This is a genomic window from Pseudomonas sp. GW822-FHT05A08 (assembly GCF_058800485.1).
The window spans coordinates 4,078,055-4,101,015 of sequence record NZ_CM179511.1; the positions used below are offsets into that span (position 1 = coordinate 4,078,055).

At 56.8% G+C, this 22,961-nt stretch carries 39 protein-coding genes, 1 tRNA gene and 1 pseudogene; 30 read left to right on the plus strand and 11 right to left on the minus strand.

The window, feature by feature from the left end; translation table 11 throughout:
• Positions 1-74: 74 nt before the first annotated feature.
• The 3 genes from AC3RCP_RS18320 to AC3RCP_RS18330 are packed head-to-tail and all read right to left on the minus strand — an operon-like array spanning position 75 to position 734.
• Positions 75-281, minus strand: a complete 207-nt coding sequence (locus tag AC3RCP_RS18320) for a hypothetical protein (protein WP_492571208.1) — start codon at positions 279-281, stop codon at positions 75-77.
• Positions 282-300: 19 nt separating this feature from the next.
• Positions 301-501, minus strand: coding sequence for a hypothetical protein (locus AC3RCP_RS18325; protein WP_039012569.1), 201 nt, complete (start codon positions 499-501; stop codon positions 301-303).
• Positions 502-557: 56 nt separating this feature from the next.
• Positions 558-734: a Cro/CI family transcriptional regulator gene (locus tag AC3RCP_RS18330; RefSeq protein ID WP_097138315.1), complete on the minus strand. Its 177-nt coding sequence runs from the start codon at positions 732-734 to the stop codon at positions 558-560.
• An 88-nt stretch (positions 735-822) separates the two neighbouring features.
• Here AC3RCP_RS18330 and AC3RCP_RS18335 point away from each other — a divergent pair, with 88 nt between their 5' ends.
• From AC3RCP_RS18335 to AC3RCP_RS18350, 4 genes are all read left to right on the plus strand, one after another.
• Complete coding sequence (locus AC3RCP_RS18335; protein WP_492571207.1) at positions 823-1,680, plus strand: S24 family peptidase; 858 nt, start codon at positions 823-825, stop codon at positions 1,678-1,680.
• A gap of 83 nt (positions 1,681-1,763) precedes the next feature.
• Positions 1,764-2,915: a hypothetical protein gene (locus AC3RCP_RS18340; protein WP_492571206.1), complete on the plus strand. Its 1,152-nt coding sequence runs from the start codon at positions 1,764-1,766 to the stop codon at positions 2,913-2,915.
• A gap of 1 nt (position 2,916) precedes the next feature.
• Complete coding sequence (locus AC3RCP_RS18345) at positions 2,917-3,249, plus strand: STAS-like domain-containing protein (RefSeq protein ID WP_492571205.1); 333 nt, start codon at positions 2,917-2,919, stop codon at positions 3,247-3,249.
• Positions 3,242-3,718, plus strand: a complete 477-nt coding sequence (locus AC3RCP_RS18350) for a hypothetical protein (RefSeq protein WP_492571204.1) — start codon at positions 3,242-3,244, stop codon at positions 3,716-3,718. The genes AC3RCP_RS18345 and AC3RCP_RS18350 overlap by 8 nt, the downstream gene beginning before the upstream one ends.
• 148 nt (positions 3,719-3,866) lie before the next feature.
• Here the strand turns inward: AC3RCP_RS18350 and AC3RCP_RS18355 are convergent, their stop codons facing one another.
• Positions 3,867-4,184, minus strand: a complete 318-nt coding sequence (locus AC3RCP_RS18355) for a DUF1654 domain-containing protein (protein WP_492571203.1) — start codon at positions 4,182-4,184, stop codon at positions 3,867-3,869.
• 411 nt (positions 4,185-4,595) lie between these two features.
• Between AC3RCP_RS18355 and AC3RCP_RS18360 the strand changes: the two genes are divergently transcribed.
• The 16 genes from AC3RCP_RS18360 (at position 4,596) to AC3RCP_RS18435 (ending at position 11,730) form a co-directional block, all read left to right on the plus strand.
• Entirely contained in the window at positions 4,596-4,820 is a 225-nt protein-coding gene (locus AC3RCP_RS18360; RefSeq protein WP_492571202.1) for a hypothetical protein, read from the plus strand.
• A gap of 107 nt (positions 4,821-4,927) precedes the next feature.
• Entirely contained in the window at positions 4,928-5,089 is a 162-nt protein-coding gene (locus AC3RCP_RS18365; protein WP_492571201.1) for a hypothetical protein, read from the plus strand.
• A gap of 20 nt (positions 5,090-5,109) precedes the next feature.
• Complete coding sequence (locus AC3RCP_RS18370) at positions 5,110-5,346, plus strand: hypothetical protein (RefSeq protein WP_274358621.1); 237 nt, start codon at positions 5,110-5,112, stop codon at positions 5,344-5,346.
• Positions 5,347-5,406: 60 nt separating this feature from the next.
• Positions 5,407-5,583, plus strand: a complete 177-nt coding sequence (locus AC3RCP_RS18375) for a hypothetical protein (RefSeq protein ID WP_492571200.1) — start codon at positions 5,407-5,409, stop codon at positions 5,581-5,583.
• A gap of 297 nt (positions 5,584-5,880) precedes the next feature.
• Positions 5,881-6,123, plus strand: coding sequence for a hypothetical protein (locus AC3RCP_RS18380; RefSeq protein WP_492571199.1), 243 nt, complete (start codon positions 5,881-5,883; stop codon positions 6,121-6,123).
• 187 nt (positions 6,124-6,310) lie between these two features.
• Complete coding sequence (locus AC3RCP_RS18385; protein WP_492571198.1) at positions 6,311-6,565, plus strand: hypothetical protein; 255 nt, start codon at positions 6,311-6,313, stop codon at positions 6,563-6,565.
• Positions 6,566-6,586: 21 nt separating this feature from the next.
• The gene (locus AC3RCP_RS18390; protein ID WP_492571197.1) at positions 6,587-6,823 is read left to right on the plus strand and encodes a DUF551 domain-containing protein; all 237 of its coding nucleotides are present in this window, start codon (positions 6,587-6,589) and stop codon (positions 6,821-6,823) included.
• A gap of 21 nt (positions 6,824-6,844) precedes the next feature.
• A complete protein-coding gene (locus AC3RCP_RS18395) occupies positions 6,845-7,105 on the plus strand; it encodes a hypothetical protein (protein WP_492571196.1) in 261 nt (86 codons plus the stop codon).
• The gene (locus AC3RCP_RS18400; protein WP_492571195.1) at positions 7,102-7,542 is read left to right on the plus strand and encodes a hypothetical protein; all 441 of its coding nucleotides are present in this window, start codon (positions 7,102-7,104) and stop codon (positions 7,540-7,542) included. Before AC3RCP_RS18395 ends, AC3RCP_RS18400 begins: the two co-directional genes overlap by 4 nt.
• Positions 7,539-7,730, plus strand: coding sequence for a hypothetical protein (locus tag AC3RCP_RS18405; protein WP_492571194.1), 192 nt, complete (start codon positions 7,539-7,541; stop codon positions 7,728-7,730). The genes AC3RCP_RS18400 and AC3RCP_RS18405 overlap by 4 nt, the downstream gene beginning before the upstream one ends.
• Complete coding sequence (locus AC3RCP_RS18410; RefSeq protein ID WP_274306156.1) at positions 7,727-7,930, plus strand: hypothetical protein; 204 nt, start codon at positions 7,727-7,729, stop codon at positions 7,928-7,930. The genes AC3RCP_RS18405 and AC3RCP_RS18410 overlap by 4 nt, the downstream gene beginning before the upstream one ends.
• A gap of 155 nt (positions 7,931-8,085) precedes the next feature.
• Entirely contained in the window at positions 8,086-8,973 is an 888-nt protein-coding gene (recT, locus tag AC3RCP_RS18415; RefSeq protein WP_492571193.1) for a recombinase RecT, read from the plus strand.
• Positions 8,970-10,592, plus strand: coding sequence for a YqaJ viral recombinase family protein (locus AC3RCP_RS18420; protein ID WP_492571192.1), 1,623 nt, complete (start codon positions 8,970-8,972; stop codon positions 10,590-10,592). The genes recT and AC3RCP_RS18420 overlap by 4 nt, the downstream gene beginning before the upstream one ends.
• The gene (locus tag AC3RCP_RS18425; RefSeq protein ID WP_274300232.1) at positions 10,589-10,831 is read left to right on the plus strand and encodes a hypothetical protein; all 243 of its coding nucleotides are present in this window, start codon (positions 10,589-10,591) and stop codon (positions 10,829-10,831) included. The genes AC3RCP_RS18420 and AC3RCP_RS18425 overlap by 4 nt, the downstream gene beginning before the upstream one ends.
• Positions 10,828-11,298 (plus strand): hypothetical protein, encoded by a 471-nt coding sequence (locus AC3RCP_RS18430; RefSeq protein WP_492571191.1) that lies wholly within the window; start codon positions 10,828-10,830, stop codon positions 11,296-11,298. The genes AC3RCP_RS18425 and AC3RCP_RS18430 overlap by 4 nt, the downstream gene beginning before the upstream one ends.
• A 69-nt stretch (positions 11,299-11,367) precedes the next feature.
• Complete coding sequence (locus tag AC3RCP_RS18435) at positions 11,368-11,730, plus strand: hypothetical protein (protein ID WP_492571190.1); 363 nt, start codon at positions 11,368-11,370, stop codon at positions 11,728-11,730.
• A gap of 35 nt (positions 11,731-11,765) precedes the next feature.
• Here AC3RCP_RS18435 and AC3RCP_RS18440 read toward each other — a convergent pair whose 3' ends face one another.
• Together AC3RCP_RS18440 and AC3RCP_RS18445 are read right to left on the minus strand one after the other, a co-directional pair.
• Complete coding sequence (locus tag AC3RCP_RS18440) at positions 11,766-11,975, minus strand: hypothetical protein (RefSeq protein WP_492571189.1); 210 nt, start codon at positions 11,973-11,975, stop codon at positions 11,766-11,768.
• Between the two features lie 91 nt (positions 11,976-12,066).
• The gene (locus AC3RCP_RS18445) at positions 12,067-12,591 is read right to left on the minus strand and encodes a hypothetical protein (protein WP_492571188.1); all 525 of its coding nucleotides are present in this window, start codon (positions 12,589-12,591) and stop codon (positions 12,067-12,069) included.
• An 84-nt stretch (positions 12,592-12,675) separates the two neighbouring features.
• On the opposite strand from AC3RCP_RS18445, the gene AC3RCP_RS18450 reads away from it, so the two are divergent.
• The gene (locus AC3RCP_RS18450; protein WP_492571187.1) at positions 12,676-13,533 is read left to right on the plus strand and encodes a phosphoadenosine phosphosulfate reductase domain-containing protein; all 858 of its coding nucleotides are present in this window, start codon (positions 12,676-12,678) and stop codon (positions 13,531-13,533) included.
• On the opposite strand, the gene AC3RCP_RS18455 is transcribed toward AC3RCP_RS18450, so the two are convergent.
• A complete protein-coding gene (locus AC3RCP_RS18455) occupies positions 13,530-13,931 on the minus strand; it encodes a hypothetical protein (RefSeq protein ID WP_492571186.1) in 402 nt (133 codons plus the stop codon). The genes AC3RCP_RS18450 and AC3RCP_RS18455 overlap by 4 nt on opposite strands.
• 58 nt (positions 13,932-13,989) lie before the next feature.
• Between AC3RCP_RS18455 and AC3RCP_RS18460 the strand changes: the two genes are divergently transcribed.
• Entirely contained in the window at positions 13,990-15,393 is a 1,404-nt protein-coding gene (locus tag AC3RCP_RS18460; protein ID WP_492571185.1) for a DNA cytosine methyltransferase, read from the plus strand.
• On the opposite strand, the gene AC3RCP_RS18465 is transcribed toward AC3RCP_RS18460, so the two are convergent.
• Together AC3RCP_RS18465 and AC3RCP_RS18470 are read right to left on the minus strand one after the other, a co-directional pair.
• Positions 15,394-15,594, minus strand: coding sequence for a hypothetical protein (locus tag AC3RCP_RS18465; protein ID WP_492571184.1), 201 nt, complete (start codon positions 15,592-15,594; stop codon positions 15,394-15,396).
• A gap of 83 nt (positions 15,595-15,677) precedes the next feature.
• Positions 15,678-15,911, minus strand: coding sequence for a hypothetical protein (locus AC3RCP_RS18470; protein WP_492571183.1), 234 nt, complete (start codon positions 15,909-15,911; stop codon positions 15,678-15,680).
• 279 nt (positions 15,912-16,190) lie between these two features.
• On the opposite strand from AC3RCP_RS18470, the pseudogene AC3RCP_RS18475 reads away from it, so the two are divergent.
• The 8 genes and pseudogenes from AC3RCP_RS18475 to AC3RCP_RS18510 form a co-directional block, all read left to right on the plus strand.
• Positions 16,191-16,424: pseudogene (locus AC3RCP_RS18475) on the plus strand (hypothetical protein); the annotation flags it as partial.
• 109 nt (positions 16,425-16,533) lie between these two features.
• Positions 16,534-17,178 carry a DUF8164 family protein gene (locus AC3RCP_RS18480; RefSeq protein WP_492571181.1) on the plus strand — a complete coding sequence of 215 codons (645 nt, stop codon included), beginning with the start codon at positions 16,534-16,536 and terminating at the stop codon, positions 17,176-17,178.
• Between the two features lie 102 nt (positions 17,179-17,280).
• Positions 17,281-17,712, plus strand: coding sequence for a hypothetical protein (locus AC3RCP_RS18485; RefSeq protein WP_492571179.1), 432 nt, complete (start codon positions 17,281-17,283; stop codon positions 17,710-17,712).
• Entirely contained in the window at positions 17,712-18,371 is a 660-nt protein-coding gene (locus tag AC3RCP_RS18490) for a hypothetical protein (protein WP_492571178.1), read from the plus strand. The genes AC3RCP_RS18485 and AC3RCP_RS18490 overlap by 1 nt, the downstream gene beginning before the upstream one ends.
• Positions 18,372-18,432: 61 nt before the next feature.
• Complete coding sequence (locus AC3RCP_RS18495; protein WP_492571177.1) at positions 18,433-19,521, plus strand: DNA-methyltransferase; 1,089 nt, start codon at positions 18,433-18,435, stop codon at positions 19,519-19,521.
• A 279-nt stretch (positions 19,522-19,800) separates the two neighbouring features.
• Entirely contained in the window at positions 19,801-20,004 is a 204-nt protein-coding gene (locus AC3RCP_RS18500; RefSeq protein WP_492571176.1) for a hypothetical protein, read from the plus strand.
• 38 nt (positions 20,005-20,042) lie between these two features.
• Positions 20,043-20,285, plus strand: coding sequence for a DUF4224 domain-containing protein (locus AC3RCP_RS18505; protein WP_492571175.1), 243 nt, complete (start codon positions 20,043-20,045; stop codon positions 20,283-20,285).
• A gap of 1 nt (position 20,286) precedes the next feature.
• Positions 20,287-21,336 (plus strand): tyrosine-type recombinase/integrase, encoded by a 1,050-nt coding sequence (locus AC3RCP_RS18510; RefSeq protein WP_492571174.1) that lies wholly within the window; start codon positions 20,287-20,289, stop codon positions 21,334-21,336.
• Between the two features lie 97 nt (positions 21,337-21,433).
• Here the strand turns inward: AC3RCP_RS18510 and AC3RCP_RS18515 are convergent.
• Positions 21,434-21,507 (minus strand) — tRNA-Cys (locus AC3RCP_RS18515).
• Positions 21,508-21,775: 268 nt separating this feature from the next.
• Positions 21,776-22,960 (minus strand): MFS transporter, encoded by a 1,185-nt coding sequence (locus AC3RCP_RS18520; RefSeq protein WP_492571173.1) that lies wholly within the window; start codon positions 22,958-22,960, stop codon positions 21,776-21,778.
• Position 22,961: the final 1 nt, after the last annotated feature.

Genomic DNA, 22,961 nt, shown 5'->3' on the forward strand with positions numbered 1-22,961 from the left:
TTGTAATGAATTAGCCGGGGCGCAATCCCGGCTTTTTTGTGCCTGGAATTCGGCAGAGGCCCTCCGGGTTACCCTTAAGAGTCCCTGCCAGAGGCCCTCATTGGGGTCACCAGTTGAAGGACCTTGGCCTTCTTCCTTCCAACTTCGGAAAGCGCGCCACAGGCAATGGCGTTTTCCATCACTTCGTTGATGGCGCGGCTGAAGTTCCAGCCATTCGCGCGCATCAACTCCTCTACCCGCTCCCGCGTCTTCGGCGGCAGCCTTTCGAGCTCTACGGTCATTCGGCCCTCCAAAGGGGCTTTAGCCCGCGATATCTTCTTGTTTGTCCTGCATCAATTCCTCGATCACACCGTTGGCCACTGCCCACTCGATGATTTCGTACAGGTAGGTCGCGTGCTGCATGCGAGTCTTCGTTGCGGCCTTGCGCAGAATCCGGTCAAGCACCGGTTCGAAACGAACCTTCACCGGGATGGCGCGCTTTTGGTTGGGATCCATGTACATGCTTCTTGCTCCTGGCTTCAGAAATGGAAAAACGTCAATCAAGCGGGCGGTACGACTTACGCAGCGGCGTCGTGCTGGCTGGCTTTCAAGGCGCCCTGGGTGATTCGCTCGATCTGGTACTGGCGCAGCTCGGGCACCACCTCCCACTGACGCACTGCCTCGTAGGTAACGTTGAGGGCCTTGGCCAGCGCGGAGATGGAGCCGAAATGCTTGATTGCTTGCGACTTGGTCATACCGACCTCCTTTGCTCTTACCAATATTCAAGCATGCTTGTGTTTGCAAAACAAGCATGCTTGACAAGCACTCTTGTAGATTGCAGCCATGAAAACCACTGAACGAATCACCAAGCTGGTAATGGCCCGAAAGCCGACCATTGGCGTGCGCAACGTTAAGCGCGATATCGCAACCACATGCGGCATCAGCTATGAGGCTGTGCGTCAGTGGTTCGCTGGCGATACCGAGAACATCAAGAACGAGAACTTGGTAGCGATTTCTGAGGGCTACGACACTACTGTCGACTGGCTTTTGTCTGGCAAAGGTGAGCCGCCAAGAAGGAAGGGATCGACGACAGTAGCTGAGGATTCAGCAGGCAATTCCAGTGCGGCCGATCTAGTCCAGAAGATGCTGGAAAAGCACGGAAAAGGTTTACCTGAAGAAGCTCGTCAGAAGATCGTTGACGCTGTCGCAGATGGCTCAGCAAGCGGCCAAGCCGGAAACGTTATCTCTGCCGACTTTTCAGGCCGTCGCCTGCAGCCAGGCGATATCTCCATCCCGCAATACGACATCCGCGGCGCCATGGGCCATGGCCAGGTGCCGGCCGACTATTCCGAAGCGATCAGGAACGTTGTGATAAGCGAGGATGTTCTGCGCGATAAAGGCATCCAGTACTCGACCGCGGCCAGTCTCGCGATGATTACAGGTTGGGGCCAGAGCATGGAGGGCACGATCAACGACAAGGATCCTGTCATCGTTGATCGAGGCATCAATGAGTTTGCTGGCGATGGTGTGTACGTCATCACCTGGCACGACCTGCTGTACATCAAGCGGCTCCAGGTGCACGACGCCGAGCATTTCGAAATGATCTCGGACAACCCGAAGCACAAGGACCGAGTCGTCCCTATTGGTGACGTGATCATCCACGCTAAGGTACTGCTGGTTTGGAATGCTCGGAAGCTTTAATTGTCGGGGTCCTCATCTGAAACCTGTGGATGATGATTAAAACCTAGTAACGACTACTAATTACCAGTTAATAGGCCTTATGGATGAAAAAAATAACTAGGGAAAAACAAATTAAAAACCTATTAATTGGTAGCAAGAGAGCAAGAAGAGATTTATTTCGCAGGAATACCACACCTGAAGAACGAGAAATAATTTCAATGCGACGAGCGGGCAGACGCTCACGAAATGGCAACATCGACGCACCTGCAAAATTAGATATTTACAGTGCAAAGAACCATGCAGCTTTTGTGGCTTTCCTTGATGCATTTCGCCGCAGTGTAAGATCCAATAAAAAAACCTTTATAAGTTTTCGTAACTCTACCAGGATCACCGCTGCAGCAGGATTACTGCTTGTTGCCGAAACAGACAGGCTGGTTACAGCATTTCCATCTGCCACAATCAAATGCTCATTCCCTCCAACGATCATAGAGGGAAAATATAGAAACAACCAAAATACGGTTGAAAGCGCCCTCAATCAAATAGGGTTCTTCAAACTTATCAAGCAGGAGTGCAATAGGCTTTCTAAAGAGCCAAGCATTAAAAGATGGAATCAGCTGTCTGGATCAACAGCAGATGGAAGCCTTGCCGGGTCATTACTAAATTCCCTTCCTGCTGTAATCTCTGCTGCATCGAAAAAGAAGCTTTATCGTGGGGCAATTGAAGCGATCGCGAACTCAGTCGAGCACGCGTATCCAACTGTCCGAAACGATGGTATTGAAACGCTAGACTCTAGATGGTGGATGCTGGTTGGGTGTGATGACGCATATTTGACAGTAATCATTTGCGATCTTGGAGTAGGCATTCCATTTACCCTACCAAAAAAACACCCAGAAAACCTTCTCAATGCCATCAAGGCAAAGTTCAGTATTTTTGACAACTCTGATGCAGAGCTAATTAGAGCGTCAACCCACATAAAAGAAACAAGAAGTCATTTGTCGACCAGCACCAAAATGCCAAACCGAGGAAAAGGTGGCGCTGACTTCAGAAGCATTGCAAAAGCTTTCCCAACCGCTACGCTTATCGTTCGAAGCAACAAGGGGGCGTTCTTTCTCACTGGGGACAAAGCACCTGCCTTGAAAAAGTCATCATCTAGGCGATATGTGGATGGAACGAATAGAACGGAATCGACACTAAATCATAGAAACTCCATACGTGGTACTCTTACTGAGTGGATCGTGCCAGTGCAGGACATTTAAAATGAAACGAATTTATGTTAGCGATTTTTCAGAGTTTCCCGGTCCCCGATACGAAAGGCTTGGCCCAAATTCTGGAGAGAGATTTAGAGAGGAGGTTCTGCTTCCTGCGCTAAGGACAGCCCCAATAGAAGACGTTGCCATTGTACTCGATGGCACGGCAGGTTATGGATCCTCGTTTCTGGAAGAAGCATTTGGGGGTCTAATAAGAAGAGGAATTACATTGGACACTGCTTTGAAGCTCTGCAACGACATAATATCAACTGAGGACGAATCCCTAAAAGACGAAATCAGAATGTATATTAAAGAGGCAGCTGAAAGATTGCAAAATGCCTAACGACCAAGAATCAATAAAAACCCTACAAATAATCTTCTGGGCAGCTAGTATTTGCCTTGTCATAGCAAGTCTTTTTATCAACATAAAAGGATGGAACGTAAATGGCGCAAATGCTTTACGGCTAGCAATCAAGAAAGACGTGAGCGACTCCATCGATAGAGCCTCAAAATCTCTAATTGAACTTGAAGATGCGGCCTGCTCTTTTTGGATGGATAAAGAAAGTAAAATAAAGACTTATCAATTAATTAATCTGCACTCAAGACTTGTCGCCAGCTTAAAAAACCTCAATCATCTGCGTCAGGTAAAAATACCGAATCACGAGATTATGATGCTTCGAAGATATTGCACGCTGGACGCAGAATCTTCGAGACGACCAATATCAGCGTCTGCCGAACGAATTAGAAATATTTCACGAAATGTAAATATCATTCTTAATTCTGAAATTATGCAAAAACCATGGAATGACTAAATATGCTTGCTCAAAACAAGGCGTAGATATCTGATACCCCCTACCCCAGCAGCTTCATATAGAGCCTCTGAAAGCAGAGATGAGCTGCTAGTATTTACTATCATTCCTTTTAAATGCCCGCAATTGAGCGGGCTTTTTTGTGCCCTGATTAAAAGGGTGGCGGTTCATCCACCTCCTCCAACTCCCCTCCTTCGATCACCCGATCCTCATCACTCGGCTTATCCCATTTCAAGGTAACCGTGCCGTCATCGTTGAAGGTGATGTCGATGCCGTCGGTTTCGGCGAGCAACTCGAGAACGGCCTCCCATTCCTGGTCGCCGTCCGTGTCCAGACGATGGATCGTCACCCACCGCTGAATCTGCGCCACCGGCGAACCAATCATTGCTGAAACCCTGAGCCCCAACCTCTCCAGGCCAGTTAGCTCTGGCCGCTCCTGCGGCCCCTGGCTCTTCTTCTGCCTACTCATACTGCACCTCTTGAATAGCTGTACATGCATACAGTATTAAAAATAAGCACAAGCATGCTTGCATTAAAAACACAAGCATGCTTTTATAAATGCAAGTCCACTTGCACTTGGACAGGGCCTCAAGAGACCCGCAGCTCTTTAGCGACACCCCTTGCCGGATCACCACCGGCCCAGCTTCAAAGGCAGCGATGAACCGGCCTCAACGGTTCAGAGGGTTGGCAACTGACCCGGGCGTGCAGCGTAAAGCGCCAAGAACAGTTATCCAGCGGGAGAACAAGCCGAAAGGCCCGCGGCTGGAGGAACAACAAGACTCAAGCCGATGACGGCCGCCAGTAGCGGGTCACGGCGGAAAGCATCACTGAGCAGCCTTCATGCGAGGGCTGCTTGGGATGACAACCAGGAGAAACTGAATTGAATCTCACAGGCATTCAGATCCAGCGCAGGCAGAACACTGCGCGAACCTACGACGCGATCATCTTGAAGTTCAACGACATGCACTTCAGCAAAGATCTTCTTGGCGGTGAGGGTGGCAACAGAGACATCCGTCGAGTGAAGAAAATGGCCGACTCAGCCGGCATCGATATCGACTGCTACGAGCCACGGTTGCAAGAGCGAATTGCAGAGGCCTTGAAGTAGCTATGAGCCGGTTATGAGCTGGATGGCTCATAAAGCCTCATATCCGAACTTTTCACTGATGCACCTGGGCGACCGGGTGCATTGGGAAAACAACCGGAGCCCAGAAAATGCAGAAATTCGGATGCTCGAATAATCAGGAAAAAGCTGACAAGGAGTGCCGCCGGCAGTGCCTGGAAGCGAAGAAGCGCGGCGGGACAGTGCGTTTCACGCTGGCCCGGATGATCGAGGCAAAGGTGCCGCTCTCCACAATCCGAGCGGTGACGCGATGACGACTCAGGAGAACAAGGCAATGGCAGAAATGACCAGAGAAGAAGCCTATGCCCACATCGGGAAGTTGGCAGAAGAGCACGCGTTGATCCTGCAGGCCTTCGGCGGCGTGATGACGATCGTTCATCCGGATACGCAGCGCGAGTACGGAGTTGAAGCGAAATGCTTGTACATGGCGGGTCAGGGGCCCTGGCCTGAAGAGAAGAAAGAGGAGTCGAAACCTATTCAGCCGGGCCAGCAAGAGCTGTTCGTGGCATGACGGACCTTTTCACTTCTGCCACCGCATCGGTGGCAGCGGGAAAACAACCGGAGAATCACGATGACGCGAAATGAACATGAAGAAGTCGAAAGCTACGCACTTGCAGCGATGATCGGCCTTATCTCGGCCGGTGGTGTGCCGCCGGAACTGATCGCGAGTAAAGCCTTCGATATCGCCGAAGCATTCCAGCAAGAAAAGCTGAAGCGCATTGGTGATAAACCACCATTCGACTGCTGACCAACCAGCGCCACGACAGCCTGTCGTTAACTGCCGGCGAAGCATGGCCAGCTTTCAGGAATTGGCCCGCGCCGCGATCAGTGCCCGCACATGCGGCCCGATCACCTCGAAAGAGGCTGCATCGGAGTGTGATCTGTAACGAGCGACTCCATACCGGGCGCAATGCGCTGACGCCTCGAGCGGAAACAGAATGGGCGACTCAGCCTAACCAGCCAGATCACACCTCGATGCGGACCAAGTTGCTGCCAGCTACAGTAAATTGCTTGCCGCAACTTACCCAACTTTAAGGACTTCACTATGAAAGTTAAGGACATGATCGCGCAGCTGCAGAAGCTCGATCCGGACTTGCCCCTACTGGTGCTTTGCGAGGATTCAGATGTTTTAGAGAAAGGCCAAGGTATTCGAATCTTCGAACCTGACTCGGCGGACACGTTTTTCGCCAAGATGAGCCGAGACTCAAACCACAAGGCCCGACTGGAAATCACCGCCGCCGGCGAAGGACAGAAGCTGGCCAGCATCAACGTCACGACCGATTTCTAAGATCCTCCGCGTTCGCATCAACGACTCGCCGCCGTAAGCGGCCCCCCCCCTTTCCCACCTCTACCCGTCAGCACTCTCCCCCGCGCCCATCGGCAACCAGCGGGATGCATGAGTGTTGACGAATAAAGGTGAGCCAACCACTGAGGTATCAGCGATGTGCGATTGCAGACAGAACACAGAGCGCCACTTGCTCGAGGTGCTGCCAGCCCAACTTCCGGAAGGCCACAAGAACCTAAGTGCGCGCCTGACTGGCTATGCGCTGATGTTCAGTGATGGCGCCATGCAGTCCAGGCAGGTCATGCCGATTGAAGTCACGTATCAGGCCCCGACCAAGGCTGGCGTGATGAAGGACAAGAAGCAGTCGATGAGCATGCAGGCCAACTACTGCATGTTCTGCGGCGAGAAGTACGACAAGGACGAGCCGGAAGCATCGGCCGCCTAACCCCAAACACTGGAGGTCGCCATGAGCGATTGGATCAAGTGCAGCGACAGGCTTCCGGAGTGCCCGCATGAGTGCACGACGGATCACACCATGGTTTCGCATTCGCTCCTGCTTACCAGCATTCACGACCCGCAAAGCCTTGCTATGGGCCACATGCGCCAGGATGGGAGCTGGAAGTTGTACGGCGGCGATTACGACTTCATGGATTTGGAAACCATAACTCATTGGCAGCTGTTTCCCGCCCCGCCCACCGAGTAACCCGCCACCCTGGAGGCGACCATGAACGTCACGACTGAGAATGCCACGGTGTTCCGTGGCGGTGGGCGCCGGTGGTTCACGCTGCGCGCTGCATGCAAGGCAGAGGCCCGAGCGCTGCTGAATAAGCACTGCGATTGCGATTACTGCGATCACGAGATGTGGGGGCGCGAGGAATTGCCCTGCCGCCTCCACCACCCTGATCGCTACCCGCGAATCATCAAGCGCCTCACAGACGGCTACATGCGCCGTTACCGGGCGAACACTGCGAGGACGAAGCCATGAGCGCAGCACTGAAGATCTGCCAGGAGCGCTACGACGCTTTGTTGCCTGCTGAGGCACCCGACGACAGCGAAGCCGAGCGTGAATGGCTGGAGCATGCGGCGGAGCAGCTTGTGTGCGGCGCTGACGTGTCGTGGAAGCGGCGCTACAGCAAACCCGTCACCGTCACGGCTGGCCAGTTCGCCACCTACCTCCAGGGCCACCTGAATCAGCGGCAGATCGACGACCTGGACGAGCGTGATTCGTTCGCTCGCCTGGTTCTTGCCGCGGTCGTTGGGAGCCAGAGCGAATCCTACAGCCATGCCGGCGACCTGCTCGGTTCAGAAAGACCTGTTCAGGCCCTGGAACAGATCGCCATGGCCCTGCTCAGGCCCTACGCCGCCGACGCGGTGGCAGCTGAGCTGGAAGAGCGGGAAGACGATGTGGATGGCGATCTATGAGCCCGCACATCCTCATCGACCAGGCCCTGGACGGGGTCGCCGACCCAAACAGCCAGTCGGACATCGACGTCCTGGTGCAGGCGCTCATCACTCGCCTGTTCACCGATGGCGCAATCACCACTGACGAGTTCAACCACTACTGCAAGCGCCTGTTGGAAGCCTGTCAGCGGCGCAAGGAGGCAGCATGAGTACTGCACCGGTTAAGTCCCTGATCGATGAGCAGCTTGAAGAGCTGCCCGCCGACCGCATGATCCTGGCCTTCACTCACACCAAGTGGCTTGGCGCCCTTTCGCTGGCTCACGATGCGGGCATCCCGAACGTGCATGCCTGGAGCGGCCGGGCCTGCCTTTGCGGAGAGTGGACAGTAGCCTATGAGGTAAAGGCGTGAGCCGCCTCCAAGTCGCCCGCCGCGCGGCCTACTGGCGCGGATCTGCAATCACCCTTCTCTTCTGCACCTTCCTGATGCTGCTGGGCGCCCTCGCCGACCGCATCACCTCCTAAATCAAGCATTCATCGCTGCGCTTGGCGCGGCAAGGAACAGTCATGTCCGCACAAAACGTGGCGCCGGTGGCGCACGAACGAAACCTTCACGTCCTGCCGCATGCCGCAACCAGCACCAGCGCCCTGGTATTGGATGGCGACAGCCTGGACAAGATGATGCGCCTGGCCGAAGTCATGGCCACCGGCCGCGCCACATTGCCGAAGCACTTCAATGGAAACCCTGCGGACTGTCTGGCGGTCGTCATGCAATCGATGCAGTGGAAGATGAATCCATTTGCGGTGGCCCAGAAAACGCACTTGGTCAACGGCGTCCTTGGCTATGAGGCTCAGCTGGTCAACGCGGTCATTACCACCTGCGCACCGGTGATGGATCGCCTGCACTATGAGTGGTTCGGGGCCTGGGAGAAGGTGATCGGACAGTTCACCATCAAGAACGGCGATAAGGGCGAATACCGCGTCCCGGGCTGGAAGCTGGAGGACGAGCAAGGTCTAGGCGTAAAGGTCTGGGCCACCTTCCGCGGCGAGGACGAACCGCGCGTCCTTGAGCTGCTTCTGGCCCAGGCCCGCACTCGCAACAGCACACTCTGGGCGGACGATCCTCGCCAGCAACTGGCCTACCTGGCCACCAAACGCTGGTCGCGCCTCTACTGCCCGGACGTGATTCTAGGCGTATACAGCCCGGACGAACTCGAAGAAAGCGCGCCAGCTTTCCGCGACGTTTCACCACGCCCGACAGCCTCTCCCGACGAACTCCCCGATTACTCCGAAGACAAGCTCGCCGAGAACCTGCCGAAATGGCGCGCCGCGATCGACGCGGGCCGGTCAACACCCGAGAAGGTCATCGCGACCATCGCCAGCAAGTACACCCTGACCGATCAGCAGATCGAAACCATCCAAGGCCTCGCGCCGATTGAAGGTGAGCCGGTATGAAAATTCACAACGTAGTCCAAGGCTCCGCCGAGTGGAATGCCCTCCGCGCCCAGCACGACACCGCCTCCGAGGCTCCCGCCATGATGGGGGTCTCGAAATACCAGACCCGAACCGAACTGCTGACCGTGAAGAAAACCGGCATCACGCCGGAAGTCACCCCGGCCCAGCAGCACATTTTCGACAAGGGCCACGCCACCGAAGCGTTGGCCCGGCCGCTCGTCGAGGCCATGATCGGCGAAGAGCTCTACCCTGTCGTGGGCACCGACGGCAAACTGCTGGCCTCCATGGACGGCGCCACGATGCTTGGCGAGACCCTGTTCGAGCACAAGCTGTGGAACGAGTCGCTGGTTGCCCAGGTAAAGGCAGGAGAGCTGGAACCGCACTACTACTGGCAGCTTGAGCAGCAACTGCTGGTGAGCGGCGCAGAGCGTGTAATCTTCGTTTGCTCCGACGGCACCGCCGAGAACTTCGTGCACATGGAATACCGGCCTGTCACCGGTCGCGCGGCGCAACTAGTCGAAGGCTGGAAACAGTTCGAGGCCGACCTGGCCAACTTCGAAATGGCCGAGGCGCCGTCGATCGTTGTCGGCAAGGCCCCAGACGAACTGCCCGCACTGCGCATCGAGCTGACCGGCACGGTCACCGCGAGCAACCTCAAGGTGTTCGAGGAATCGGCGCTGGCTGTCATCGACTCGGTGAAGACCACGCTGCAGACCGACCAGGACTTCGCTGATGCCAAAAAGGCTGTGAAGTGGTGCGGAGATGTCGAAAGTGCAGTGGCCACGGCCAAGAAACAAGCACTGTCCCAGACTCAGACTATCGACGAACTGTTCTCGTCGCTGGATCGGATCAGCGCCCACGCCCGCGAAACGCGCCTGAAGGTCGACAAGTTGGTGAAAGCTCAAGAGCTGCTTGTGAAGACCCACATCAAGCAGAAGGCCGAGCAGGCGCTGGCGGATCATGTGTCCGCGATCAACAAGACGCTTGGCCAGATCACCCTACCGGCTGTGGCGGCCGACTTCAACGGCGCCATGAAGAACAAGCGCACGATCGCCAGTCTGCAGGACGCCGTCGATACCGAGCTGGCTCGGGCGAAAATTGCCGCCAGCCAGACCGCCGACGGCATTCGACTGAACCTGACGAGCCTTGCGGAGCTGGCCGCCGACTACGCCTTCCTGTTTAACGACGTTCAGCAACTGGTGATGAAGGCGAACGACGACCTAGTCGCGCTGATCAAGGTGCGGATCTCCGAACACCAGAAGGCCGAGGAGCAGAAAGCCGAGGCCCAACGCGAACAGATCCGCCAGCAGGAACTGAAGCGAATCGAAGACGAGGCGAAGGCCAGGGCGCCGGTTGAGCCTACACCAGTCGCCAGCCCGGCGTCGGTGAAACCCGCCGCACCTGTGCAGTCCACCACGAAGCCGGTGGCCAGCGCCGCGGCGCCGGTAAACCTTCAAGCGGAAGTATTCGATCTGGAGGCGCTGATCCATGCCGTCGCCGGAGGTCATGCGCCTATCACGGTGCTGACGGTGGACTGGGAAGCACTCGACGCGATGGTCGCAGCCCAGGGTGCCAAGTTCAGCATGGCCGGCGTGAGGCTGGTGAAGGTGGCGGCATGATCAGCAACCACCTGAGCCTGATCGAGCAACAGCGGCAGAGCGCGGAATCACTCAGTGACCAGGTTGCGCAGTACCTGGCCTCCGGCGGTCAGATCGCCCAGCTGAAAAGCCCGCCGCGAAATCCCCTGCCGCCTCCCCGCTCAACCCGGGTAGATCCTGAAACGGTCCTCAAGCGCAAACCGAGACCGATGACCCTGGCCGAGCGCCGCGCCCTTCGAAAAATGGCGGACTCACTATGAGTAAGCGCAAGCCTCACAACCTCAAGGCCAGGATCGAACGATCCTGCCGGGCCCTGCTGGCCACCAACCACGTCGCAGTGGTGAACATCGACCCGAGTGGTCGCCAGGGCATGATCAATTACAGATCGCTGAAGAGCATCGCCCCCGGGAAGATCGGCCAGGCTGTCTGCGGCATCCCCCACCGCTGGACGATCTACCTCAGCGCCCTGTGTATCGATGCCCGCGGTGACCGCTACAGCAAGTCGATTGAGGTGGCCCCGGAAGGCGTCTACCTCTCCGACCACCTAGAGGACGTGATCGAGCATTGCTACAAAGATCTGCGCGACTCAGCGAACCAGGGCCAGATGGTGGCCTCGGGCTGGATCGCCATTCCCGAGGCAATATCGCTCGACGAGGATCATGCCGCGCGGATCTTCGAAGCGGTCGGTGCTTGGAATCAGCTGAAGGTCGATTCATGCGCCGCATAGCCCGCATCCAGCAGCGCAAACGACAAACCTGGCTCGGCATGCCGGCCAGTGGAATTGAAGAGGTAGGCCATGGCCGAGGAAAAGGAACTGACGGAGGAAGCCAAGAAGCAGCGCAGGAAGCGCGAGAAGGAAGCCGCCAAGAATGCAGCGCTGGGCATCGAGAAGTTCACTGTTGAGGTTGCCGGCGTGTTCAAGCCTGACCTCAAGCGCGTCATGGCCGCCCACGGCATCAACAACCAGCAGGACATTCACCAGCGGCTGCTGAAGAACCTGATAGGCGCCGACTTCGAAGTTCAAGCCTGGATGCTTCGGAATGTCACGACACCTTACGAGCCAAGCGAAAAGGTGTTGCGACATTTAAGGGCCGCCGGCCTGCAATACCTCGCCAAACACCCAGGCGAGCCAGAAGACGAAATCGTCGACCCCGCATAACCCGCCCTACTCGCTGAATCCGGGAAATGTCGACATTATCTGGAGGAACTTTCGAAGCTTCCAGGCAGAAACGGCGAGCCGCCTTTGCGCTTCTTCGCATTCTTTTTCTTCCGCTTGGCGACTTTATCGAAAAACTTTTTTCCGGCAGCTTTGTACGCCTCCTCTGGGCTCAGCTCTATTCCATTCGCTTCAGCAGCAGCTTTTACTGCCTTGATGCGATCCAGCGTGACTTCCTTGATTGCCATGCTCTGTCGCCCCTTGATGATGGTCCTCAGCAATCTACCCCCAACCCAAACCAAATTGCCACCACCCATCACGGAGGGCGGGGTTACAACGTCAGCTCAGCTTTATCTCTTTCACAAATTTAGATTCAATTACCGCTCCTAGCGCTGTTGTCAGCGTCAGGCAGTCCATTAAATCCTTACGCGCTTTGACTACTTGATCATCAGCGCTCGCTCGGTGCGCTTCCAAGTCAGCGCCGGTTAAACCGGTCTCCTCGTTTGCCATAAGTCGTGCGTAATCGCGATTCATTTCGAGGCAGGTGTGTAAATTTTCTACCTGAAAACAGCCATCGAAGAACTCAATCAGCTTCGTAGAAAGCGCCTCGCTGACATAGAGCGAGGACGACCTGAGAATCATTCCATACGGAGCTAAGTCCTGCTGTTTCAGAAATAGTCCGCGGCCACTAAGGAGCTTTCGAACTTCGAAAAACGCGCGATGAAGCTCCTTCTGGTATTGATGAATGGCGATGTTATTAGCCTGCTTCGCCTGTGATACGGATCTCCACGAAAATACCGCAGCTGCTACAGATACAAAAAGGGCTAGACCTGCGATCACATTCGCCCACGTTGCTGCTTCCAAACTCGTCCCCTTTATCCGGCTCCATGCCGGTCCGAACACAAATACCCCACTTCTACGAATCACGCCAGCCGGCGAGGATCCCCTATGTCTCCCTACAAATTGTCCGGGACGACGGTCGTCAGCTTTTCCGGCGGCCGCACCAGCGCCTACATGCTTCGCCAGGTGCTGGACAACAACGATGACCTGGCCGATCTGGTCGTCACCTTCGCCAACACCGGCAAGGAGCACCAGGCCACACTGGAGTTCGTTCGGGAATGCTCCGAGCGCTGGGCTGTGCCGATAGTCTGGCTGGAGTTCCGGGACAACGATACCGGGTTTGAGGTGGTGGACTTTGCCAGCGCCAGCCGGCAGGGCGAACCGTTCGAAGCGCTCATCCGCAAGCGGAAGTACTTACCCAATCCGGTGACCAGGTTCTGCACCATCGACCTGAAGATCCGAATCATTCATAAATATCTACGTAGCCAGGGCCTGTCGAACGAAGACAACCCCGTGGACATGATGACGGGCATTCGTGCTGATGAACCGCGTCGAGTCGCAAAGATCCGACACCGGAAGAGCACCAGCGAAAGCAAGTGGGCCACGATGGTTATGCCCCTAGCCGACGCTGGTGTCGGCGTGCAGGACGTGACTGACTTCTGGGCCAGCGAATTATTCGACCTGATGCTGCCGACGATCAACGGTCGGACACTGGAAGGCAACTGCGACCTCTGCTTCCTGAAGGGCGTACACCAGGTCTATTCGATCATCGCCAGCGACCGCCCCAAGGCCGAATGGTGGGCGCGCATGGAAAGCTCGGTGGTGTCTGGTGGCAAGTTCACCGGTGACGGCGACCGCTTCCGCAGTGACCGCCCAAGCTACCAACAGATGCTCGACTACTCAGACACCCAATTCGACATGTTCACTGACGCCACAGAGGCAATTGCCTGCTTCTGTGGCGACTAGCTAATGATCCACCAGTTGTACAAGAGATCGCCGTAGCCCCATATAGCTGTCCCGATGACACTCAAGGTAAAAATCAATGACTCCGCAATTCTGAATCTGGTTTTAAACTCAACCAGGACAGGAATTCGGACGGCATCGCCAAAGAACCCCGGGGTGTAAAGCCGCCCACTGGTGAACACGACCATAGCACCCGCGATGAATGAAAAAAGCGTGGTAACAGCTCCGCTTCGCTGAATCCAGATCGGCCGACTTTCACCCGCTGGCGTCCAATGACCTAGCCACGCATAGAGAGGTGCGGCCATCGCAGCCGCTATCAGAAACAGAACCAACGCGTAACACACCCAAGTTGTTGATCTATAGCGTTGGGTAGTTTCGGCCTCCCCCATCACGTTGAACATCCTCTACTCCCCTCACACATCATTCCTAATGGCGGAACTATAGCCGCGAGGATCCCCTATGGAAATCGAATACGGCTCGGTCTGCTCCGGCATCGAGGCGGCAACGCTTGCGTGGAAGCCGCTCGGCATGCGCGCCACATGGTTCGCCGAGATCGAAGCGTTCCCCAGCGCGGTGCTGGCCCACCACTACCCGAACACGCCAAACCTCGGCGACATGACCCACCTGGCTGCCCTGGTGCTGGCCGGCAAGGTCGCCGCGCCGGACATCCTCGTCGGCGGCACACCGTGCCAGGCCTTCAGTGTGGCAGGCATGCGCGAAGGTCTCACCGATCCCCGCGGCGCACTCACCATCAAATACGTGGAGCTTGCAGATGCAGTTGACTATGTTCGAGCAGGCCAGCGAAGGCCACCCTGCATCGTCACCTGGGAGAACGTCCCCGGCGTCCTCAGTGACAAGGGGAACGCCTTCGGATGCTTTCTTGGCGCGCTTGCTGGGGAAGACTGCGAGCTGCAGCCTCCAGGGAAAAAGTGGCAGGACGCTGGTTGTGTGTATGGACCCAAAAGAACAATCGCGTGGCGGGTCCTGGACGCCCAATATTTCGGCCTGGCCCAACGACGCCGTCGTGTGTTCGTTGTCGCAAGTGCTCGAGACGGGTTCGATCCCACCGAGGTTCTTTTTGAGCGCGAAGGCATGCGCCGGGATACTGCGCCGCGCCGAGGCGAGGGGCAAGACGTTACCGGAACAGCTCCTTTCGGCCCTGCGCTCCAGTGCGGATGCGGATACGTCTTCGCCGAATCTCTAGGGCATTACGGCTGCCCGAACTGCGAGGGCGACGAAGGGCCGGCGGTCAGCATGTTCGGCGGAATTCCGGCATTCGGCGGGCACAGCCTGGGCGGTTCGATTGAGCGAGCGGCGACGCTCACTGCGAAAGACAGCCGGCTGGACATGGAGAGCGAGACATTTTTCGTCGTGCCGCCGATTGACGCGAGTTACGGCCGGCTCCACGGGTGCAGTCACCAAGATGCAAATCACGGCCATAGCCATCTGGTGGTGCACGGAACACAAGACCCTGACATCCGAGTAGACCAGGCGCACACGCTGGGCAGGAACAACGGGGCCGAGAACGCGCTGCTTGATGTCCGCCCTATATCCGTGACGCTTCGAGGACGCGATGGCGGCGGAACCGCCGAACTCGGCGGCGATGTGCAGAACTGCCTCAGGGCTTCGGCCGGCGGTGGCGACAAGGCTCATGCGCTGGTTAATTCGGCTGTGCGGCGCCTCACTCCCATCGAGTGCGAGCGCCTCCAGGGCATGGCCGACAACTACACGCTGATCCCCTGGCGCGGCAAGCCTGCCGAGGAATGCCCGGACGGGCCCCGCTATAAGGCGATCGGCAACAGCAAGGCTGTCACCGTGGTTCGATGGGTTGGAATTCAGATTCTGCGTCAGCTTGAAGCTTGATCACTGCTTGATGAAGTACTCGAGCTTCTCACCCATGTACCGAGCGATTCCATCTGCCTGCTCGCGCGTGGTTCCTGGCGCAAGGTAAAAGCCATAGGAGCCATCGGTAAGCTCATGCTTATTAGGCCCCTCGTCAATGCAAATCCAGTAACGGCCATCGCTATGTTGCTTGACGGTAAACATCGGTCTTGCAGATTTCATCAAGCATCCCCCAACATTTGAATCGCTTCAATATATTCCAGAAGTGGTGGCTGAATAGGAGCAATAGATGACCGATGGTCGACTTATTCAGCAAGAGCCTCCACCAGCTTCGCCCCCAGCTCTCGGCCGGCGACCTGGGCCAGGCCGCGGTCGGGAAAGGTGCGATCACCAGCGACAACCGGCACCACCACTTCCCCGCCCCGCTTCACCTCGACGTTGATCCGCCATGTCTCTCGGCCTTCCTCGTCTTTCTCGCACTCCATGTAGTTCCAGAGCTGAAATCCTTCCAACTCGTCATAGATATCGTGCTTTGTCATGGGCCTACCCGACTTGAGGAAGGCGCCATCGTAGCACCTCACTGCAATCGATCATTGATCCACTCAATGAGTCCGGTACGGAGGATCACGTCAGCCAAACGGATCATAGAGGCAATCAGGTTTATCCACTCTGTCAGTCGTTTCATGCTTGGCACCACTTAGTTGAGGTGCCACTGATTCTGATGTCACGACGAACTCACTTGTATACCGGAAACCTGTAGCAGCCCTTGCTACAGGTCGAAACTTTCTCTCACTTCTCCCCCCTTGACATCACTTTTGGACCCGGTGCTGGCAGGCCTCAACGTTCCATCTAGCGCACAGGCTACCGAATACATCGACCGGTGCACCGGCGACACCGCACGCCTCAACCACGGCGAGTACCACCAGATCGACCAGATATCCCCTGGTGGCGTCTTCACCCTGTTCATCACCAGCAAATGGCGCGGTGACCGGGGTTTTCTGGTCAACGGCGTAAATGTGCCTTGGCGCACCTACACCGGCACTGATGATTGAACGAGCTCAAGTTGGCATGGCGGTTATGCATCCAAACGGACTATCAATCACAAGATAAAGTATTACCTTTAAACTACCATCAACCGTTCATAAACAGGGATGCTCGCATATGACTTATAGAAGTGCTCTTAATGGTGAAAAGCCTGGCTCTTACCAGATCGCCACTCGGTCAGGAAAAACAACAATTAACCCGGGAGAAACTTTAATATTCGAGCAATATGTAACGGGTTACGGAAATATACAAACAGCAAAGCTACAGGCTTATATATCTACAGATGCTTTTGACTTAGAATACTCCTATATCCTTAGTAGCCTAGTAACAGAACATACAGATATGGAGCTGAAATTATCTTGGGGAAACCAAAAGGACAAACTATCAGAAACTGGTTTTACGTGCGTGATGGCCGGGCTTTCCTACAAACCAGATGATGAATCAACAATGATTTTCGACGTTGAGCCGCTCTCAAAAAAACCTATTCTTGCTTCTGAAAAAAAACTCAACCACGCACCATTTGAATACACCCTAAAAACGAAGAAAGCATTGAGCCCCGGAGAGCATTACATTGACTTTTACCTAACTTACTTCAATGGAGAAAAATGGGTTACGAGTAAGGAGCGAGTCTCCTTCAAAATAAGAAACTTCTTTGAACGGCACGCAAAGACAATAAGTGCTTTAGCAATAGTTGCATCTATTTCTGGCATCATTCGCTTCGTTGCATCTCCCATCTACGACTTAGTAAAAACGCTGTTTTGACCTAGTTTTTAATCCGGCAGCTCTCCTTGAGCTGCCTAACCTACTCCGAATTTTCTCCTCCCTTCAAAGTCAGCCGCTATAGCGGCAAGGACGAGCTCGCCCATGGAAAAGAAAAAACTCGGCCCGGACCATTATCGCTACGTCGACGAGATGGACCCAAAAGGCCTGGAAGTCACTTGCAAAAAGTACGTGGTCGTCGGCGAAACGGAGCGGTGCTGGTACATCGTGGAGGAATTCCACAACAACCTCTTCGGTGGCTCGCAGCGTGAATCCCTGCTGAAGAAGTACCGCAAGCGGGTTCTGAAAGATCGCGGTGAGCACGGCCGGCGATTCGCCTACACCGATAAGGCCCTGGCGCTGCGCTCGTACAAGCAGCGCAAGTCCTGGCAGATGCGCCATGCCCAGCTGTCGCTCGAGCGCGCCCAGGCCGCCATTGCGTATTTCGGCGATACCAAGACCGAAAGCACAGCGCCACCCGACCACCTGATGGTTCCGTACGAATACATCCAGGCGATGAACTGGAGCGAGTGCTGATGACCATCTCAACTCAACCTAAAGAACGGCCGATCCTGTTCTCGGCGCCGATGGTGCGCGCCATTCTGGAAGGCCGGAAGACGGTCACGCGCCGGCCGGTGAAAGGTGATCAGATCCCGAAAGAGAATGCGGACGAATGCGGGCGCCTGCGTTGGACCGCTATCGGCCAGAAAGACGCGCGCTATGGATTCCTTGTTGCGGGATCAACAGCCGAGGAGTGCGCGGCCGAGCTGGCGACCTATGGCGCCTGCCCATACGGGCGCCGCGGCGAACGGCTGTGGGTGCGCGAGACCTGGGCCGAGGTCAAGGTCGCACAAGCGCCTGACCAGGAATGGATCGTCTACCGCGAGTGTGACAATCGAACCGACTACGGCGGCCCATGGAAGCCGAGCATATTCATGCCGCGGCGCGCCTGCCGCATCCTGCTGGAGATAACCGACGTTCGCGTCGAGCGCCTGCAGGACATCAGCGGGGACCAGGCTGAAGCCGAGGGCGTCGATGCCGCAATGTGTCAACAGTTCCTCGAAACCTCACCAAGCCGGCACCAGTGCAAAGAAGCCGTGATTCATGGATTTGCCGGCCTCTGGCAGTCCACCGGCGGCGACTGGAACACCAACCCCTGGGTCTGGGTCGTCGAGTTCAGGAGGGTTCAACCATGATCCTGTTCAGCATCCCCGCACTGCTGTTCCTGGGCCAGCACATCTACCGAGGGCCGAAGCGATGACAGAACAACATCAAATCTTGGTCGGAGACTGCATCGATATGATGCGGACGCTGCCGGATCAGTCGGTACACACCTGCATCACCAGCCCGCCCTACTTCGGGCTGCGTGATTACGGCCATGACGGCCAGATCGGCATGGAGGACACCCCTGGGGAGTTCGTCGACAACCTGGTGGCCGTCTTCCGCGAAGTACGCCGGGTACTGCGCGACGACGGAACGCTGTGGTTGAACATGGGCGATACCTACGCTTCGATCGCCGGCGGCTACGCGCCCGAGGGCTCAGCAGGGAAGCACGACACGGTTTCCAAGGCGACCCGGGGCGCGGTGCTGCGTGGGCGCCGGCGAGCCCCGCCAGAAGGCCTGAAGCAAAAGGATCTCATGGGTATCCCTTGGCGGCTCGCCTTTGCTCTCCAGGATGACGGGTGGTACCTGCGCCAAGACATCATCTGGAGCAAGCGGAACCCGATGCCGGAATCCATCAAGGATCGATGCACGAAGGCCCATGAGTACATGTTCCTGCTGAGCAAAGGGCCGCGCTACTACTTCGACCAGGACGCGATCCGCGAACCGGCGATGGCCAGCACGGTTACCCGGTTGAACCAGGATATCGACGGCCAGGCTGGCAGCGATCGCGTTCCAGGCAAGAACAACGGGCCAATGAAAGCCGTAGGTCGCAGCAAGCGCAACAGCTTTGCCCGGGAGACGAAGTACACCGCTGGAGAGCATGGGCAGACCGCTCAGCATCGCTCCGGACGGGACGATTTCGACTACGACGAAACCCGTAACAAGCGCAGCGTATGGACGGTGGCCACCGCGAGCTACAAGGGTGCGCACTTCGCCACTTTCCCGCCTGAACTTATCCGGCCCTGTGTTCTTGCCGGCGCGCCCCGCGGTGGCACGGTGCTGGACCCGTTCGGCGGAGCTGGCACCACAACCATCGTCGCAATGCAGGAGGGGCGAAAATCATTGCTCTGTGAGATCAACCCGAGCTATGCCGTCATGGCTGAACGCCGGATCGCAGAGGCCTGGCTCGCCGGTGCAGCACAGATGGACGTGTTTCACGACGCCATGGCTGCTGCGCAATAGGAGTTCGCCACAGCCCGTATTGCAGTCGACGGATAGCCAGGACAACGGGCCGGGCGAACGCTGAAACCATAGACCGGCGCAACGCCGGCGTCTGCAAGACCTTTCCGGAAACCCTGCATCAACAATCTGAACTGGCGCCCGTACCGGCCAGCACTCTCGCCCCTTTACGAACGCGCTGAACCGGCCGGGCGGCGCAACTCTACAAACTGTCGCAACAACTGTCCCGAACACAATTCTGAATAAACCTGAAGGCCTGCCGTTGGCGGGCAAGGAATCCCCATGTCTGCAAAAAAACTCTTCGAGATCCTGGTCGGCATGCTGGCCTACCTGCTGATCACCCTGCTCTGGTTCTTCTACGCCGTTCCCGGCATGTGGGAGAGCGGGACTGAAGCCGCACTCATTGCCGCCGTCACTGGCTCGATGCTGTGGCTGATCGCCACCGCCAGCGGCATCGTTTACATCATCCAGCGGGCCAGGCCCTGAACTCATTCTCTGCCGCCGCAGGCAGCATGGAGCACACCATGACATCTGAAATCCTCTCGGACGATGAACTCGCCGAGATCACCGGTTACAAGGCCAGGGCCTACCAGCGCCGCTGGCTTGATGACCGGAACTGGCAATACGTCGAAAGCCGCGGGAAACGCCCCCTGGTTGGCCGAATGTACGCACGAATGAAGCTCGGCCTGGTCACGCCAACAATCATCGACCCCAGCCCGCCGCCGGCCGCTCCTACATGGACTGCTGATTTTTCGCGAGTGAATTGATATGCGCCCCCGCAAGACCGAAAACCGACACCTCCCCCCAAGAATGTACGAACGATCCAGGACCAGGAAAAACGGAAAGGTCTGGGTGGCTTACTACTACCGAGACTCCACCGGCAAAGATATCCCCCTCGGGAAAGACCTGGACCTGGCCAGAATGAAATGGGCTGAACTTGAGGCGAAGGACAAGCCGCTCGACTTGATGACGATGAAGGGAGTGTTTGATCGGTACATGCGGGACATTGTCCCGAAAAAAGCTCCACGGACCCAGAAGGACAACAAGGCAGAGATGAAGCACCTTCGGGCAGGATTCGACACTGCCCCGATCGATGCCATTACCCCATCGCTAATCGCCCAGTATCGGGATGCCAGAGTTGCGAAGACGCGGGCGAATCGAGAGATCGCGCTTTTATCGCACGTATTCAACATGGCCAGAGAGTGGGGATTCACCGACAGGGAGAACCCTTGTCAGGGCGTTCGAAAGAACAAGGAGAAGCCGAGGGACTATTACGCCAATGACGTGGTCTGGGCGGCTGTCTACGCCGAAGCACCACCTGAATTGAAGGATGCTATGGACCTAGCCTATTTGACCGGCCAGCGCCCGGCAGATGTCCTGGCGATGCAGAAGGGAGATGTTGAGGGCGCCTATCTTCTCGTTCGCCAAGGGAAGACGGACAAGAGGTTGCGTATTTTGATGGAGGTAGAAGGCCAGAAAAACAGCCTCGGTGAACTCATCCAAAGGATAACCGGCAGGACAAGGCACCACGGGGGCCAGCACTTCATACTCAACAAGAGTGGAAAACGAGTGTCACAGCAAATGCTGCGCAACCGCTGGGACGATGCCCGGGAGGCGGCTCGACTTCGGGCGATCGCCGAAGCAAAACCTGAAATTGCGGAGAAAATCTCTCAATTTCAGTTCAAGGATATTCGTCCAAAAGCTGCATCTGAGATCCTCGATATTGCAGATGCCAGCCTGCTGCTGGGTCACTCGGAGCAGGAAATTACGAAACGGGTATATCGCCGAATCGGTGCCATTGCAAAGCCATCAAAGTAGCAAAGTTCTGGAACACTCCATAAAAAGTAATGGAACGCCTACTTTCTTCCAGCCAATAAAAAAGCCCGTAGATCATTGATCTACGGGCTTTTCAGTTTGGAGGCCGAGGTCGGAATCGAACCGGCGTAGGCGGATTTGCAATCCGCTGCATAACCATTTTGCTACTCGGCCAAACTTTCGATGCTTTGCAACCGCATCAAAGGCATACAACTCGAAGCTGGAAACCTGAACTTGATCTAGCTTCCAACCCTTTGAATTCTAAGGGGTTTTTCGCGTTCCTGAATCAGGAATGGACGCAATTCTGGACTTGTTCGCCGGGCATGTCAAGAACAGGAATAAAATAATTCAATGCCCGGCGCCGGCATCCGTCGTGTCTGGCGCAAGCCCCCTTCCCTGCTTCTTTTATCCTGTGGCGGGCATCGACAGACTAACAGGACTGTCATGACGGTCTTTGCGGAGCGCGTGATACCAGCCTGATCAACCACCCCACCAACAACACATTCAGCAGCGCCAGCGAGCAGAGTGTTGCCAGCACCCCGCCCGCCCCCAGCGCTTGCAACAGGAAGCCGCCGGCCAGAGGCGTCAGGGCCTGGCCGATCAGCGATGGCCGTGACATGCGCCCCATCAGCAGGACATAGTCCGCCGGTGACATCAGGGCCAGCGGCAACAGGCCGCGAACGATGGCGCGCAGGCCATTACCGGCGCCGTAAAGCACCAGGCCGAGCGCCGTCGCGCCAGGCGCCAGCGCCACCAGCAGCAGCCCCATGGCCACCAGGGTGACGGAGATCAAGGCAGTCCACACCGGGTGCCGCTTGCGCGCGAATACTTGCAGCACCCGCGAGCCTACCTGGCTGGGCCCCAGCAACGCGCCAAAACCAATGGCCGCGGCCAGGGAATATCCCAGGCCCTGCAGCAGGGAAACCAGTTGCACGGAGATCGCCGTCATGATCACTGCGCCCAGGGCGAAGATCGTGGTCAGCAGCCCATAAATACGCCGGTCGATCGCGACCACGGCAGCAACGGCGGTTTGCTGTTTCGCCAGGGACCCGCACCCGCGCGGCAATGCCCACAGGTACAGCGGCGCCACGGTCAGCGCCAGCAGCACGGCATACACCTGACAGGTGCCACGCCAACCGATGTGCTCGATCAGCAGCGCCACCAGTGGCCATGCCAGGGTGCTGGCAAACCCGGAAATCAAGGTGATGCCGGTGATCGCTCTGTCCGCCCGCTCGCCATAAAGCGCACCCAGGCTGGCGAACAAGGCTTCATACAAACCCAGCGCCATGCCCAGGCCGATCACCACCCAGGCCAGGAGGAACATCGCCAGTGTTGTCGAAGCGGCCATCAGACCCAGACCCGCGGCGACCGCCAGGCCACTGCTGGCCAGCACCCCGCGCCCGCCATGCCGGGCGATCAGCCGGCTGGTCAGGGGCGCCAGCAACGCCGAGACGAGGATGCTCAGGGACAGCGCGCCATACACCCACTGGCTGGCCCAGCCGGTGTCCTTGATGATCGGCCCGGCCATCACCGCCATCAGGAAGAACGAACCGCCCCAGACCAGGATCTGCAATAGCCCCAGGACAACAATGCCGGGGACGCCCGGTAACCGTGAATGATCGTTCAAG